The following is a 14711-nucleotide window of genomic DNA, read 5'->3' on the forward strand; positions in this document are numbered from 1 at the left end:
TCAGCTTGCCGACCACTCGCATGGGGCTGTGGGCGCGAGACTTTCCCCAAGTCGCGGTCGCTGTGGACAACCCGGCCGTAGTGGGCGGGGTTGTCGGTGGGGGCGGATAGACTGGACAAGGGCCGTCCCCCGGAGGAGGGCGGGGGCTGCGCTGGCGGGGCCGGGGCGAAAGGGAACGTCCGGCGTGCGGATCAGGAACAGCTGCCCGGTCGAATATCCTTTTTGGAGTCTCGACCACCGGCGGTCGGACATGCGGGAGAACGGTTTCCGCACCGTGTCGATAGTCTCGAACAGCGTGCTGATCGTCTCGTTCGGACCGAACCCGGCGATCGTCTCCCGGTAGTACCGCTCGAACTCCGGCCACGTCGGCGGCAGATCCCGCTCGCGGACGCCGAGGATCCGGCCGATGCCGCACATCTGCGCGTAGTACTCGTCAAGCTCCGAAGTGGACATCGGGCGGCCGAAGAACCGTTGTGCGTCAACGGGAGCCATCACCAGCGTCGCGTGCACCCATGCGTACGCGCCAGGATCGAGCGCGCTGTATCGACGGCCATCGGCGATACCGGTGAACGAGCGGTGCAGTTTCCGCAATCGTTCGGCCTCGAATTGCGCGCCCTTTGTCCCGCCGTAAACGTAGATCGACAGCGAAGCGACGGTGCGCATCAGCCGGGTCCACGGATCCTCGCGGTAGTCCGAATGATCCCGCACCCCGGCCGCGACGACCGGATGCGCGACCTGCAGTACGAGCACCTGTCCCGCGAGCAGCGCGTCGCGGAAGTCGCCGAAATAGCGCCAAGCCGCGGTACCGCGAACGACCGGCGGAGCCACGTCAGCCTCGCGCACCGTGCAGCAGCATCATCAACGGCTCGGCAGCCGGAACGTCCGTGCCGGTCGCGAGGCGGCGCAACTGCAGCCCGGCGATCAGCGCGACCACCGGCCCGGCTACTCGTTCCGGCTCCGGCAGGCCGAGTGCGGTCAGAATCGTAATGGCCAATTCGTCATATGCCGCAAAGCATTTCGCGGACGCTTCGTGCAGCCCGGGGTCGCGCGCGGCTTGCAGGTACAGCTCGTGCGGCGCGAGTTCGTCCGTGCCGAACGGCAATTGCTTGATTACGTGTTCCACGACGGTCGCCGCTTGTTCGAGGCTCAGCCCTTGTTCCCGGTACGCCTCGACAATTCCCGCCAGTTTCGCGGTTTCCTCCTCGGCGAACAGCAGCATCGCCTCGCGCAGGAGCTCGGTCTGGCTGGGGAAGTGATATGTCAGCGTGCCGAGCGAAACCCCGGCCGCGGCGACGATGCGGCGGTTGGTGAGCCCGCCGACGCCCTGTTCGCCGACCACCTTCAGGGTGGCGCGAAGAATCGCATCGCGAGTGGTCACCACCCCGGCTCGGGACGTCGGTCCGGCCACCGCTGCACCTCTTCCAGTTGCGCGGCAACGGAAATCAGCCGCTCCTCGGAATGCGACGGGCCGAGCAGCTGGGCGCCCAGCGGCAACCCGTCCGCGGTCAGCCCGGCGGGCACGTTCACCCCGGGCCAGCCCAGCACGTTCCACGGCCAAGCGTACGGGCACGCGGCGATCATCGACTGGTCGGTCTGCCAGCCGGAAAGCCCGTCGAAGGACCCGATCGCGGGCGGCGGAGTGGCGGTGGTCGGCGTGAGCAGGACGTCGATGTCGCCGAACACCCCGCCGATCCGGCGGCGCAGCACCGGTTCGAGCGCACGGGCGAGTTTCAGCGCGGGTCCGGCGAGAAGGCCGCCTTGCTGGGCGTTGCTGCGGGTGCGCGGGTCGAGCGCGGACGGCTCCGGCACGCGCCGGGCCCAATCCCGTACTCCGGTGAGCGACCGCGGCAGGAAAGTCAGGCCGATCAAGCCGTATCCGGGTTCGACCGGCACGATCTCGTGCCCCAGCCCGGCAAGCGTCTCGGCGGTCTGGCGCACCGCCGATTCGACCACTGGGTCGAGCCTGGTTTTGGTGGCGGTAAAGGGAATCCGCGTAGAGAGGCCGATCCGCAGCCGTCCCGGTTCGCGCTGCGCGGCGGTCTGGAACGAGGTGCCGGTGCCCGCGGTGACGTCGAGGAGGGTGGCCGCGTCGGCGACCGTCCGGGCGAGTGGGCCGAGCACGGTGAGGCCGTGGAACAGCTCGCTGCCGGTCGGGATCCGGCCGCGCTGGGTTTTGATGCCGACCAGTCCGGTCCACGCCGCCGGGATGCGCACCGATCCCGCCCCGTCCGACCCGAGCGCGGCGGCCACGATCCCGGCCGCCACCGCCGCGGCGGATCCGCCGGACGACCCGCCCGGCGTGTGCGCGGGCTGCCACGGATTGCGCGTCGCACCGAAGGCGGTGCCCTCGGTGAACGGCCATTGGCCCAGCTCAGGCGTGTTGGTCTTGCCGATGATGACCGCGCCGGCCTGCTTGAGCTTCGCGACCGCGGGCGCGTCCGCGGTCGCCGCCGGGAATTCGCCCGGACAGCCGAACGCGGTGGGCAGGCCGACGATGTCCACGTCGTCCTTGATCGCGACCGGCACCCCGAGCAACGGCGCGCGGTCACCGTCGGCGCGGCGCTGATCAGCGGCGGCGGCCTCGGCGAGCGCGGCTTCGGCGCGCAGCACGCGGAACGCGTTGAGCACAGGCTGGCTCGCGTGCGCTCGCTCGAGCGCGAGCTCGGTCAGCTCCACGGCCGTGACCTCGCCGGATTCGAGCGCGGCGGCTTGGGCGGCAAGGGTCGTGAACTCGGTTGTCGCGGAAGGCATCGGCGGCTCCCCGTTCTCTCGTTCGCTCGAACGAACGTATCACGGCGACGGCCGGGAAGTTCGGGCATGCTCGGAGTCGTGATCGACGACTTCGCGAAGGAGTACCTGCACAGCGACCTCAAAGAGGTCCGGCAGACGATGCTCCGGAAGCTCGGCGGATTGTCCGAGTACGCGATCCGCCGTCCGCTGACCTCGACCGGAACCAACCTCCTCGGCCTGGTCAAACACCTGGCGGTCGCCGAGGCCCGGTACTTCGGCGAGGTGTTCGGCCGTCCCTTTCCCGAGCCGGTTCCGCGGTGGGACGACCTCGAACAGCGCGGTCGCGACCTGTGGGCGACCGAGCGCGAAACCCGCGAGGAAATCACCAGCCGCTACCAGCGCGCCTGCGAACACTCCGACGCGACGATCGCCGCTCTCGCCATCGACGCATCCGGCTACGTGCCGTGGTGGCCGCGGCCGGACGTGCTGCTGTTCAACGTCCTTGTCCACATGTTGACCGAGACCAACCGGCACGCCGGGCACGCCGACATCCTGCGCGAGCAACTGGACGGCGTGGTCGAAATGGACCTGGAAGCTATGGCCAAACGCGGCCGGGACGCGGCCTTCTGGCAGGCGCGGCGGGCCGAAATCGAGCGGGCGGCGAAGCTCGCGGATCCGGCCACAGCCGGATAAAGCCACCTAAACTGCCCACCATCAGCCCCGCCAGCGCACGGAGGATCGATGACGTTCGACTTCGCCCGGTTCCCCTCCTTCGACGGCTTTCCGCGCGCCGGCCTCCACCACGGGCCGACACCGCTGGTCCCCGCGCCGCGGCTGGGCGAAGCGCTCGGCATCCCCCGGCTGCTGCTCAAGTGCGACGACGTCCATCCGCTCGGCGTCGGCGGCAACAAGCTGCGCAAACTCGACTTCCACCTCGGCGCGGCGCTCGCCGACGGTGTCGACACCGTGATCACCTTCGGCGCGCTGCAGACCAACCACGGCCGTCAGACCGCCGCGGCGTGCGCCCGGCTCGGCTTGCGCTGCGAACTGGTGCTGACCGCTGAGGTGTCGCGCTCCGGCGACGCGTACGAACGGTCCGGGAATGTCCCGCTCGACCTGCTCTTCGGCGCGCGGGTGCACGTCTGCGCGTCCGGCGAGGAATCGGCCGCGACGTACGAACGGCTGGTTGCCGAAGCAGCGGACGAAGGCCGGAAAGTGCGGACTATCCCAGTCGGTGGGTCCGACCCACTCGGTGTTCTCGGCTATGTGGATGCCACCCGCGAGCTAGCTGCCCAGCTGGTGGAGCAGGGTCTGGACCACGCCCGAATCGTGAGTCCGCACGCCAGCGGGGCCACGGCGGCCGGACTGGCGTTCGGCACGGAGCTGCTCGGTTCGCTGGAGGTGGATATCGCCTGCGTCAGCCATCCGCTGAACGAGGCTGTGGACAACTTGTCCCAGCTCACCGCCGGGGCCGCGGAGTTGCTTGGGTTCGACCCACCGAAGCTGGCGCACGTGTGGCTCAACGACACGACGATCGGCGAGGGCTACGGCATCCCGGCGTCGGGGACCTGGGAAGCGATCCGGTTGTTCGGCCGCACCGAAGGCGTGGTGCTCGACCCGGTCTACACCGGAAAAGCCGCCGCCGCCCTGGTGGAATGGGCGGCGGCGGGACGGTATTCGCCCGAGGAGACCGTCGTGTTCGTGCACACCGGCGGTCTTCCCGGATTGTTCGGTTACGCGCCCGAGTTCATGGCCGAGGCGCGGAAGTAACGAGCACCGCGGCGCGAGCGGTTTCGGTCCGCACCGCGATCCGGAGCAGGACCAGCAGCAGGGCGACGTTCGCGATCAGCGTGAGCCGCTGCGTCGCGCCCACCGGCAGCACCTCGGTGAGCGCGTGGAACGGCTGCACCCCGGCTTCGTCGAGGCGGACGAACAGGAAACTCAGCGCGAACAACCCGACCGCGGCGAGCCCGAACTTCAGCCAGCGCACCACGAACACGCGCTCCGCCGTGCCGCGCAACGGTTCCAGCATCGTGATCGCCGCGCCGGGCAGGCTCGCGAACGCGATCAGGCACGAGTACAGGTGGATGTCGCCGCTGAGCGGATTCGGGCTTTGCGGGTAACTGGCCGGAAAAACGGCGGCGACCGCCAGCCCGACCGCCCACAGCATGAGCAAAGCCTTGGTGCTGAACGTCATCGGCACGCCGCCTGCGATCAGCGCGCCGAGCACCGCGAGCGATCCGACGGCCACCGACAGCACGCTCGCCCCGAGCATGCCCTCCCCGCGGTCGGTGATCGTGTAGCTCGAAAGCGTGTCGTAGATCGGGTCGTGCGAGCTGATGATGTGCAGCACCGTGATCGTGAACAGCCCCCAGGCGATCGCAGCGAGCGCGGTCAGGCGCCATCCCCGGACGCCTCGTGTGTTCCCCATGTAGCCAGATTGGCGGTTCCGCGGCGTTTCGTGATCAGGGAAAACCCCTGATTAAGCCCCTACCCCGAGAAGTCGGCGAGGACGAGCGCCTGGTCGTCGTGCCGTTTGGCGCGCGGCCAGCGGACGGCGTGCGGATCGTCGTTTTCCGCGGCGCGTACCGCGTCCAGTACTGCCTCGGGGCCTTTGTTTTTGGCTAGCTGCAGGACTTCTGGCCAGGTGAAGAGGCCGTATTCGTCCACTCCGATCGCTACGCCGTCGGTGGCGATGAGGACTGCGTCGACGGCTGCGCGGGGCCAGCTGCGGCGGACTGCTTTGTGCGCTGCGGCCGGGTCGGCTTCGGCTACCCAGAAGCCGTCTTCGGCGTTGCGTCGTCGGCGGACATCGGCGCTGGTTTGGAGGAGGCCGTTGTTGCGGAGGGAGACCAGGCGGTCGTCGGAGACCACGTCGGCGCCGAACTGTCCAAACGCGACGATGGGGCTGTCGGCCAGGACCAGGGCTTCTATTTCGTGGTCGTCCCAGCGGAGGATCGAGACTGTGCTGGAGGGGGCGTTGCCTGGGGTTAGGGCGTTGTCTCTGGCTACGGCGGTGATTGCGGTCGCCAGGGCTTGGCCCAGGTTTTGTTGGGGGGCGGTGCGGAGTTCGTTGGCCAGCTGGTCGCGGAGGAGGTGGGCGTACCAGCCGCCTGGGGGGAGGTCTGGGCTCGGGGAGGTGGCTCCGTCCAGGACCAGGACTGCTTGGTCGAGGAGGGCGATGTGGTCTTCGGTGGGGCGGGGGTTGCCGTCGGAACCGACTCCGGCTCGCTCGGCGGTCGAAATCTCGGGCACTTGGTGACTGTAGCCCGGGTTGGGGGTTCGGGACTTCTTGTCGCCTGGCGGCGACATCGGCCCTTGGTTGCGTGGGGCACCCCGAAGCTTGATTGTGCTGACGGGCGGTGGGTGCTTGTCAAGGCGGGAAAGATGCCTTGACAAGCACCCACCGCCCGCAGGGGAGCTTCCTATCGGGGTGCGGGGGAGGGCTGGGTGCCTCGATGGTTGGGTGCATCGGCTGCGGTTGGGCGGTGGGGTTTGCGCCCCAATGTGGCATTGGGTGCATGTGGCGCACCCAATGTGGCGTTCGGTGCATCTGACGCACCCAATGCCGCATTGGGGCGCATCCCTGGCGGCGCCGGAGCGGGTCCGTGAAGGGCTCATTGAGGGAATCCAGGTCCGTGAAGGGGTCCCTCACGGGGGCATCGCGGGTCGTGAGGGGAACCCTGAGGGAATCAAAGTCAATGAGGGTGGCCCTCACGCGCTCTGTCAACTCGGGTTGACAGGCGCCGTGTGTCAACCTAGATTGACATCATGACGGAAGCGACGGATTTGGCCGCTCGCGCTGGTGATCGGGATCCCCGGGTGGGGCTTCGGGCGGTGGCTGCGTTGAGGCGGTTGCTTGAGCAGTTGGAGGCGGTGCAGGTGCGCAGTGCGCGGATGCACGGCTGGTCTTGGCAGGACATCGCGGCCGAGTTGGGGGTCAGCCGGCAGGCCGTCCACAAGAAGTACGGGAGGCATTGATGTTCGAGAAGTTCACCCATGACGCCCGGAGAGCGGTGGTCGAGGCGCAGGCCGCGGCGCATGAGGCGGGGGCTCGGGAGATTTCCGCGCAGGCGGTTTTCGCTGGGCTGGCGCGGATCGAGAACGGCGAGGCCGTGCGGTTGCTGCGAGATCTCGGGGTGTCGCGCGAGGACGTCTTCGCTGAGCTTGCCCGGGTGCGCCGCCGTGGCGGGATCAGTGACGCCGATGCCGAGGCGCTCACCGAGTTCGGCATCGACGTTGATCAGATTGTCGAGCGGGTCGAGCAGACGCATGGGCCGGGTGCGCTTGCTCAGGCGAGTCGTCCCACGAAGCGCAATCACTTGCCGTTCACCGAGGACGCGAAGAACGCGTTGCAGGGAAGCGTGCGGGAGGCGCATGAGCTTGGCGACAAGCATCTCGGGCAGGCGCATTTGTTGCTGGCGCTTGTGAAGCAGCGCGGTCCGGTCGCCGATTTCCTCGCGGCACGCGGGATCGATTATCCGGCGGTCCGGCAGGCCGTCGGCAAGCGCTAATGCTGTTCTTGCTGGTCCGCCCCGGTGCGCCACGTGACCAGCGGGAGCAGGGCCTGGGTCAGCGGGCCGATGCTGAGGGCGTACAGCACGGTTCCGACGCCGACCGCGCCGCCGAGCAGCCAGCCCGCGGCCAGGACGAGCACCTCGATGCCGGTCCGGACCAGGCGGACGGACCAGCCGGTTCGGGCGTGCAGGCCGGTCATCAAACCGTCTCGGGGGCCGGGGCCAAGGCGGGTGCCGACGTACACCGCGGTCGCGACGGCGTTCAGGACTACGCCGCCGACCAGCAGCAGGATCTGCCAGACGAGCACGTGCTGGTCGGGTAGCACGGCGCGGACCGCGTCGACCGCAACCGCGATCACCGCGATGTTCGCGACGGTGCCGATGCCGGGGCGCTGCCGCAGCGGGATCCACAGCAGCAGCACGAACACCGCCACGACGGCGCTGATCGTGCCGAACGTCAGCCCGGTGATCTTGGTCAGGCCGTCGTTCAGCACGTCCCACGGGTCGAGCCCGAGGCGGGCGCGGGTGAGCATGGCCATGCTCGCGCCGTAGAGCGCGAGGCCGGCGAGTAGCTGGACACCCCGGCGCGCGGGGGCTCGGCGGAGGCTGAGGGGACTGAGGTCGGTAACTGCCACTTCTCCACTATTGGCGCCAACTGGCCTGGTATGCCATGGCCAATGCGCGATAATTGGCCTTATGGAACCTCTGGGCGGCCGCATCTCGGGACGGCGATTGGCCATATTGCTGGGGGAATGGCGGCAGCGTGGCTCCCGGCAGGGGGCGACCGACCTCGCCGCGGCGGTCGAGTTGCACGTGCTCGACGGGCAGTTGCCGATCGGCACGCGGCTGCCCGCCGAGCGCGAACTCGCCGACGCGCTCGGGGTCAGCCGCACCTTGATCGGGGCGGCGCTCGATCGGCTCCGCGCGGACGGTCTGGTCGCCAGCCGTCGCGGAGCTGGGTCGTGGGTGGCCGGCGTGGGCAACCGCGACGAGGCCGAGGCGGTCCGGGACGACCTTCTCGACCTCGCGCGGGCCGCGCCGCCCGCTGTGCCTGGGCTGATGGCCGCGTTCGACACCGCGCGGCGTGATCTGGTCGAGTACGTCAGCGGAAACGGCTATCTCACCGGCGGACTGCCGCGGTTGCGGGAGCGGATCGCTGAGCGCTACACCGCGCGCGGCCTGCCGACGTCGCCGGACCAGGTGCTGGTGACGTCCGGTGCGTACTCCGCGTTCGTGCTCTGCCTGCGGATGCTGAGCGGGCCCGGTGACCGGGTTCTGCTTGAGCAGCCGACGTATCCGAACGCCATCGACGCCGTCCGCGCGACGCACGCGTTGCCGGTTCCGGTCGCGCTCGATCCGGTGCGCGGCTGGGATTTGCCGGGGATCGAGGCCGCGCTGCGCCAGGCCGCGCCTCGGTTCGGCTACCTCGTGGTGGACTTCCAGAACCCGACCGGGCTGCGCCTCGACGCGGCCGGACGGGAACGGCTCGGCGGGCTGCTCGCCCGGTCGCGGACGCCGGTCGTGGTCGACGAATCGTTGGTGGAACTGGACTACGAGGGCGACCCGGTGGACGGTCCGCCGCCGCTGGCCGCGTTCGGCGGGGATCTGGTGCTGAGCGTCGGGTCCGCGGCGAAATCGCAGTGGGGCGGATTGCGGCTGGGCTGGATCCGGGCGTCGACGGATTTGCTGGACCGGCTGCAGTCCTCGCGGTTCGCGGTCGACCTCGGCGCGCCGGTGTTCGACCAGCTCGTGCTGGCCGCGCTGCTCGAACCGGAGGGCTATGACGTGCTCGCCCGGCGTCGGGCCGAATTCCGGGAGCAGCGGGACATCACGGTCGCGGCACTGCGGAAGTACTGTCCAGAGTGGACATTCCAGGTGCCCTCCGGCGGACTGTCGCTGTGGTGCCGGTTGCCGGAACCGATGAGCACGCGGCTGGCGGTGTCGGCGGCGAACCACGGGGTGCAGATCGCGCCCGGATCGAGGTTCGGGGTGCACGGCGGGTTGGAACGCTGGCTGCGGCTGCCGTTCGGGCTGCCGCGCGAGCAATTGCCGGAGGCGGTGCGGCGGGTGAGCGCGGCGGCGGCTTCGGTGCGCGGCTGCGCGGATGTGCCCGCGGAACGGATTGCGGTGACCTAGCGCGGTTTTGTCTCCGAAAAATGAACAGCCGGTGCACCGGATGGGATCCAGCCACTCCAGGGATGGTGGCGGTCACCTGTCCGGCGCACCGGCCGATCGTCCGAGGCGCTTCCCGGCACAGCCCCTCGAAGTGCCGGGAAGCGCCCTCGGTTCAGGCGGGCTTCGGTTGGCGCAGGCTTTCGCTCGGCGCGGTGAGCGAAAGCCTCCGGAGCACGCCCGTGGTGGGTCCCGGCGCCGCGGGGGCAGCGCGGCGCCGGGACCAGGACCCGATCCGGCCGGGCGCGGTCGGCCGGTCGGGAAGTGCGGTCATGGTTCAGCCCCTTGATCGAAGTAGCACTGGTGCGAAGGGGTGAGTCCGGCGCAGCGAACGGGCGCGCGCGATCAAGAAGTTGATCTTGAGGTGGACGGAGCTCTCCCCGGATAACCGGTTGGAGGGTCAGTCCGGGGAGGTGGTCGGCAGGGCGGCGTCCCTGCCCGCGCCGTCGACCTCGTGGTCGCGGCTGACGCCGATGAGCTTGAGCTGAGTGACGGTGTCGCCGGCGCCGGCCAGCGCGAACAACTGGCGCAGACCGCCGTGCCCGTCGTGTCCCGGCGAGACAGTCGACGCGGGCGCGGCAGGCGCGGCCGGAGCTGAGGGAAGACCTTCGCCGCCACCGCTGCTGCCGCCGCCAGCCTGGCTGCGTTCCTTGACCGGCGGCGCGGGCTGGGTTTCCTGCTTGGCGGCGGGCTGCGCGGCGAGGACACGGGCGGGCGCGGAGTGGACGACCGGCGCTTGCTTGCTGACCTGCACGACAACCGGCGCTTCCGGCTCTTTCGCCAGCTTGCCCGCCGGGACGGAGACGCTGATCGACCCGCTGGCGACCGGAGTCGGCTCGACCGTGTCGACCGGCGGCTCGACAACCCGGACCGGCGCGGTGTCGATCACGGTGTCGACCGAGGTGACCGTGGTGTGCAGGGTCATGTCGACAGTGTCGTTGACGGTTCCGAGGATGCCGTCGAGGAGCCCCGGGTGGCCGGTTTCGGTGCCGCCGAGAAGTCCGCCCAGGAGGCCCGGGCCGGAATCGTGGCTGGTGCCGCCGAGAAGACCGCCGAGGAGCCCTTGCTGCGGCTCGGGTTCGCTGCTGATGCTGCTGAGCAAGCCCTGTTCGGGCTGGCTGCTGGGCAGGCCCTGCTGGGGCTCGGGATTGGTGCTGCTGGGCTCGCTGCTCGGGTTGCTGGGCAGGCCCTGCTGCGGCTCGGGATTGGTGCTGCTGGGCGCACTGCTTGGGCTGCTGGGCAGGCCCTGCTGCGGCTCGGGATTGGTGCTGCTGGGCGCACTGCTTGGGCTGCTGGGCAAGCCTTGCTGGGGTTCGGGATTGGTGCTGCTCGGGCTGCTGACCGGCTGAGTGGTCGCATCGGGCGCGGCGTCGCTCGCCGGTGCGTGGTGTTTCGCCGCGCCTGGGCTCTTTGCCTTGGCAGGCTTGGTGATCTTGGCCGAGGGCCGGGTCACCGCGATGCTGGTGTGGTGGCCAGGGCCGCTGCCGGACACAGTGGCCGGACGGAAGCTCACGTCCGGCCGGTAGTCGTCGGCGGAGATGTGGAACCGGTGGAGGGAAGCGCGTTCCGCCCCGGGCATGGCCCAGGTGAGGGTGCCGGACGTGGCCGTTCCGGCGTAGCGGTGCTCCGGTTCGGTGTCGGGAGCCGAAGCGGCCGGGCGGTCGATGTGCTCGTCCGCCGCCGCGTTCGCCTGCGACAACGCCGCGCCGAGCAGCCATCCGGCCAGGGTGAGCCCGCCGGCGACGGCGATCCGGGCGGCGGGCCGGGCGATCGGAGCAGCCCAGGCTCGGGGCCGTCGTCGCGCGCCCGCGCGCGCGAAAGAGGAGTTCCGCTCGGTGCGGTTCGAAGCGCGGTCGGCCATTCCGAGCAGCGCGGAACCCGCGTTCCCAAGTGGACTGAAGCCGGACGCCACGGGATGTGCGAGGCCGCGCGAATGCGCCATGCCGGTCACGCCACCACCACCGTCCGCGCCTGAAGCTCGTGCCACCGCACGAGACTGATCTTGCTGGGGCTGTCTTCCGGCCAGGTCGCAGGTCCCCCGGGGCTGCCCTCTTTCTAGCACCGGACGCGAGTGTTTCATCTCTCCCGCGCTCGATCCACCCCGTAAGGCGGAACGTCCGCACCGGCTCTGGTGTCCGATCCGCCCTAGTCGATCACACTGCGTCGCCTCAACCGGGCCAGATGCGGCCATCCGGGCGGCCCGTTCGCGGCGCGAATTCGGGCGTTGACCCGATGTTTCGGCCACCGCGACACTCTCGGTATCTCGTTCCCGCAGGGGCGAACCGGGCCCGGGCGCCAGTCGTCAGACGAGTTTCCGCAGGCGTTCGACGGCTTCGTCGATCACCTCGTTGCGCTTGCAGAACGCGAACCTCAGCAGATGTTTCCACTCGTCCGGGTGATCCGTGAACACCTTGACGGGTACCGCGGCGACTCCGGCGCGTTCCGGAAGCGTCCAAGCGAGCTCGGCGGCGTCCTCGAAACCGAGCGGACGCACGTCAGCCGTCACGAAGTACGTTCCCGCACTCGGCCGTACTGCGAATCCCGCATCGGCAAGACCAGCGGAAAGCCGATCCCGTTTCTCCTGCAGGCTCGCGCGCAGGTTTTCGACCCACTCAAGCTCGTTGTCGAGCGCGTACGCGACGGCCGGCTGCAGCGGCCCGCCGGAGACGAACGTGATGAACTGCTTCGCCGCCTTCACCGCGGCCACCAGCTCCGGCGTCGAGCAGATCCAGCCGATCTTCCAGCCGGTGCAGTTGAAGGTCTTGCCCGCGCTCGAAATCGCGACGGTCCGCTCGCGCATCCCGGGGAACGACGCGAGCGGCAGGTGCTCGGCGCCGTCGAAGACGAGGTGTTCGTAGACCTCGTCGGTGACCGCGATGAGGTCGTGCTCCACGCACAGCCGCGCGACTTCCTCCAGCTGCGCGCGCGAAAACACGGTGCCCGTGGGGTTGTGCGGCGAATTCAGCAGCACCGCGCGGGTTTTGGGCGTGATCGCGTCGCTGAGTGCGTCGAGGTCGAGTTCGAGCTGTCCGTTCTCGGTTTCGACCAGCCCGATGACGCGTCGCTGCGCGCCCGCCATCGCGACCGCGGCGGCGTACGAGTCGTAGTACGGCTCGACCACGATCACCTCGTCGCCGGCCTCGGTCAGCGCGATCAGCGATGCCGCGATGGCCTCGGTCGCACCCGCGGTGACCAGGATCTCCGTGTCCGGGTCGTAAGTGGCTCCGTAGCGCTGGCGGTGCCTGCTGATCGCGGCGCGCAGCTCCGGACGGCCCGGCCCGGGCGGGTATTGGTTGTCGCCGCCGAACAGGGAGTTCTTCGCCGTTTCGAGCATCCCGGCGGGCCCGTCGGTGTCCGGGAAGCCCTGGCCGAGGTTGACCGCGTCGTGCCGGACGGCGAGCGCGGTCATCTCCGCGAAGACCGTCGAGGTGAACGGGCGGAGGCGGGGGACGAGAGCTGGTTCACGCACGAGAACGCATCCTCACGGACAATGGCGGTGTGGAGCAACTCACCCCTGCCAAGGTCACGCCCGCGGATCCGCCCGGCGGCACCGCCGGCGAAGAGGCGAAACGGCGCGGCCTGCGGAAGATGAAGCTGGTCGCGCTGTCCTTCCTGCTCGGCGCGACGATCGTGTTCCTGTTGACGAGCTGGGCGGAGTCGGCGGGCTGGAGCGGCTGGGTCGGCTACGTGCGCGCCGCGGCCGAGGCGGGCATGGTCGGCGCGCTCGCGGACTGGTTCGCGGTGACGGCGCTGTTCCGGCATCCGCTCGGACTGCGGATCCCGCACACCGCGATCATCCCGAACAAGAAGGACGCGCTCGGCAACAGCCTCGGCGAGTTCGTCGGCTCGAACTTCCTGTCTCCCGACGTCATCCGCGACAAGCTCCGCCGCGTCGAGGTCGCGAGCAGGCTCGGCGGCTGGCTCTCGCAGCGCGACAACGCGGAACGCGTGACGTCGGAACTGGCGACCGTCGTGCGCGGCGCGGTCACCGTGCTCCGCGACGAGGACGTGCAGGCGATCATGGAGCAGGCCGTGGTCAAGCGCGTGATCGACAAGCCGTGGGGCCCGCCGCTGGGCAAGATCCTGGCGGGCGTTTTCGAGGACGGCGCGCACCACAAGCTGGTGGATTTGATGTGCGACCGCGCCTACGAATGGGTCCGGGACAACCACCAGACGATGCTGCGCGTGGTCTCGGACCGCGCGCCGAGCTGGTCGCCGAAGTTCGTCGACGAAATGCTGGCGGACAAGGTGTACGGCGAGGTCCTGACGTTCGCCTGGGCGGTCAAGACCGACGTCAACCACCCGATGCGCCTGGCGCTGGACAAGTTCCTCGGCGAGTTCGCGCAGGACCTGCAGACCGATCCGAAGACCATGGAGCGGGCCGAGCAGGTCAAGGGCCAGATCGTGAACCACGGCGAAGTGCAGAAGCTGATCGGCAATGCGTGGGCGACGGCCAAGGAGATGCTGCTGAACGCCGCGGAGGACCCGTCGAGCGAACTGCGCCAGCGGGTTCGAGGAGGCCTGGAGTCGCTCGGCAAGCGTCTGGTGGACGACCCGTCGATGACGTCGAAGGTAGACGGCTGGGTCGAGAGCGCGGCGGTTTACCTGGTGACCCACTACTCCCGCGAGATCACGACGATCATCACGGACACGGTGGAGCGATGGGACGCCGAGGAGACGTCCCGGAAGATCGAACTGCAGGTCGGGAGGGATCTGCAGTTCATCCGGATCAACGGGACTGTGGTTGGTGCGCTGGCTGGGTTGGTGATTTACGCGGTGGCGCAGCTGCTTTTTTGAGGGTTGTTGCGCTTTGGCGGGAGTTGGGTTGACCGTGTTGGCCTGGTTGGTGCGGTTCAGGGCGGCGTGGTTGCTGCGCGGCGGTCGGCTGACTTGGTCGCGGCGGATCGGGATCGCCGTTGGATCCGGGCGGGCAGCAGTCCCGGAATTTCGTTGTGGTTGAGCGGAATTCGCCAGCGAGCCAGCGCTCGATTGGTTGCCGCGAAGCCCCGTGGATCGCGGTCCGAAGGCGTGGGTGCCCCGGCGCTTCGGGTGCAGCGTCCTCCGTGGTTCTCCTCGGCCTCGACTGGCTGCGGCGGGTGGTCGGTCGGATGCGCGGCGTCCTATACCACAGCCGTGGCTCGTTCAAACCAGTTGTCCACAGGAAGCTGAGTTATCCCCGGGGTTATCCACAGGAATTCACGGTGATGGCCTAATCGCTGTCCACAACTTGTGGGGATCCGGGGCATCTGCACGTGCACATGTGGTGTGTGTGGACAAGTTGTCCACAGGGGG

At 69.3% G+C, this 14711-nt stretch carries 14 protein-coding genes; 6 read left to right on the top strand and 8 right to left on the bottom strand.

Translation table 11 applies throughout. From position 1 onward, the window contains the following. The 3 genes from EIZ45_RS17340 to EIZ45_RS17350 are packed head-to-tail and all read right to left on the bottom strand — an operon-like array spanning position 1 to position 2751. A complete protein-coding gene (locus EIZ45_RS17340) occupies positions 1-843 on the bottom strand; it encodes an oxygenase MpaB family protein (protein ID WP_370318145.1) in 843 nt (280 codons plus the stop codon). After that, positions 830-1408 (bottom strand): TetR/AcrR family transcriptional regulator, encoded by a 579-nt coding sequence (locus EIZ45_RS17345; RefSeq protein WP_037807509.1) that lies wholly within the window; start codon positions 1406-1408, stop codon positions 830-832. The genes EIZ45_RS17340 and EIZ45_RS17345 overlap by 14 nt, the downstream gene beginning before the upstream one ends. Then, complete coding sequence (locus tag EIZ45_RS17350; protein ID WP_134663636.1) at positions 1375-2751, bottom strand: amidase; 1377 nt, start codon at positions 2749-2751, stop codon at positions 1375-1377. Before EIZ45_RS17350 ends, EIZ45_RS17345 begins: the two co-directional genes overlap by 34 nt. 66 nt (positions 2752-2817) lie before the next feature. On the opposite strand from EIZ45_RS17350, the gene EIZ45_RS17355 reads away from it, so the two are divergent. Beyond that, positions 2818-3423 carry a DinB family protein gene (locus EIZ45_RS17355; protein ID WP_134663637.1) on the top strand — a complete coding sequence of 202 codons (606 nt, stop codon included), beginning with the start codon at positions 2818-2820 and terminating at the stop codon, positions 3421-3423. Between the two features lie 48 nt (positions 3424-3471). Next, a complete protein-coding gene (locus EIZ45_RS17360) occupies positions 3472-4500 on the top strand; it encodes a D-cysteine desulfhydrase family protein (RefSeq protein ID WP_134663638.1) in 1029 nt (342 codons plus the stop codon). On the opposite strand, the gene EIZ45_RS17365 is transcribed toward EIZ45_RS17360, so the two are convergent. Then, positions 4478-5161, bottom strand: coding sequence for a DUF998 domain-containing protein (locus EIZ45_RS17365; protein ID WP_037807517.1), 684 nt, complete (start codon positions 5159-5161; stop codon positions 4478-4480). The two genes, EIZ45_RS17360 and EIZ45_RS17365, sit on opposite strands and share 23 nt — an antisense overlap. Positions 5162-5220: 59 nt before the next feature. Further along, the gene (locus tag EIZ45_RS17370; protein WP_134663639.1) at positions 5221-5985 is read right to left on the bottom strand and encodes a protein phosphatase 2C domain-containing protein; all 765 of its coding nucleotides are present in this window, start codon (positions 5983-5985) and stop codon (positions 5221-5223) included. 516 nt (positions 5986-6501) lie between these two features. On the opposite strand from EIZ45_RS17370, the gene EIZ45_RS17375 reads away from it, so the two are divergent. Both EIZ45_RS17375 and EIZ45_RS17380 read left to right on the top strand, forming a co-directional pair. Next, positions 6502-6711, top strand: a complete 210-nt coding sequence (locus EIZ45_RS17375; protein ID WP_009071860.1) for a hypothetical protein — start codon at positions 6502-6504, stop codon at positions 6709-6711. Beyond that, positions 6711-7244 (top strand): Clp protease N-terminal domain-containing protein, encoded by a 534-nt coding sequence (locus EIZ45_RS17380; protein WP_134663640.1) that lies wholly within the window; start codon positions 6711-6713, stop codon positions 7242-7244. The genes EIZ45_RS17375 and EIZ45_RS17380 overlap by 1 nt, the downstream gene beginning before the upstream one ends. Here the strand turns inward: EIZ45_RS17380 and EIZ45_RS17385 are convergent. Continuing rightward, positions 7241-7882, bottom strand: coding sequence for a YitT family protein (locus tag EIZ45_RS17385; protein WP_043836242.1), 642 nt, complete (start codon positions 7880-7882; stop codon positions 7241-7243). The two genes, EIZ45_RS17380 and EIZ45_RS17385, sit on opposite strands and share 4 nt — an antisense overlap. 61 nt (positions 7883-7943) lie before the next feature. Here EIZ45_RS17385 and EIZ45_RS17390 point away from each other — a divergent pair, with 61 nt between their 5' ends. Beyond that, positions 7944-9383, top strand: a complete 1440-nt coding sequence (locus tag EIZ45_RS17390; protein WP_037807524.1) for a PLP-dependent aminotransferase family protein — start codon at positions 7944-7946, stop codon at positions 9381-9383. Positions 9384-9819: 436 nt separating this feature from the next. Here EIZ45_RS17390 and EIZ45_RS17395 read toward each other — a convergent pair whose 3' ends face one another. Together EIZ45_RS17395 and EIZ45_RS17400 are read right to left on the bottom strand one after the other, a co-directional pair. Then, positions 9820-11406, bottom strand: coding sequence for a hypothetical protein (locus EIZ45_RS17395; protein ID WP_134663641.1), 1587 nt, complete (start codon positions 11404-11406; stop codon positions 9820-9822). Between the two features lie 315 nt (positions 11407-11721). Continuing rightward, positions 11722-12888 (bottom strand): pyridoxal phosphate-dependent aminotransferase, encoded by a 1167-nt coding sequence (locus EIZ45_RS17400; protein ID WP_134663642.1) that lies wholly within the window; start codon positions 12886-12888, stop codon positions 11722-11724. Between the two features lie 29 nt (positions 12889-12917). On the opposite strand from EIZ45_RS17400, the gene EIZ45_RS17405 reads away from it, so the two are divergent. Beyond that, positions 12918-14216 carry a DUF445 domain-containing protein gene (locus tag EIZ45_RS17405; protein ID WP_037807530.1) on the top strand — a complete coding sequence of 433 codons (1299 nt, stop codon included), beginning with the start codon at positions 12918-12920 and terminating at the stop codon, positions 14214-14216. Positions 14217-14711: the final 495 nt, after the last annotated feature.

This window comes from Amycolatopsis sp. CFH S0740 (genome assembly GCF_004522315.1).
GTDB classification, from domain to species: domain Bacteria; phylum Actinomycetota; class Actinomycetes; order Mycobacteriales; family Pseudonocardiaceae; genus Amycolatopsis; species Amycolatopsis nivea.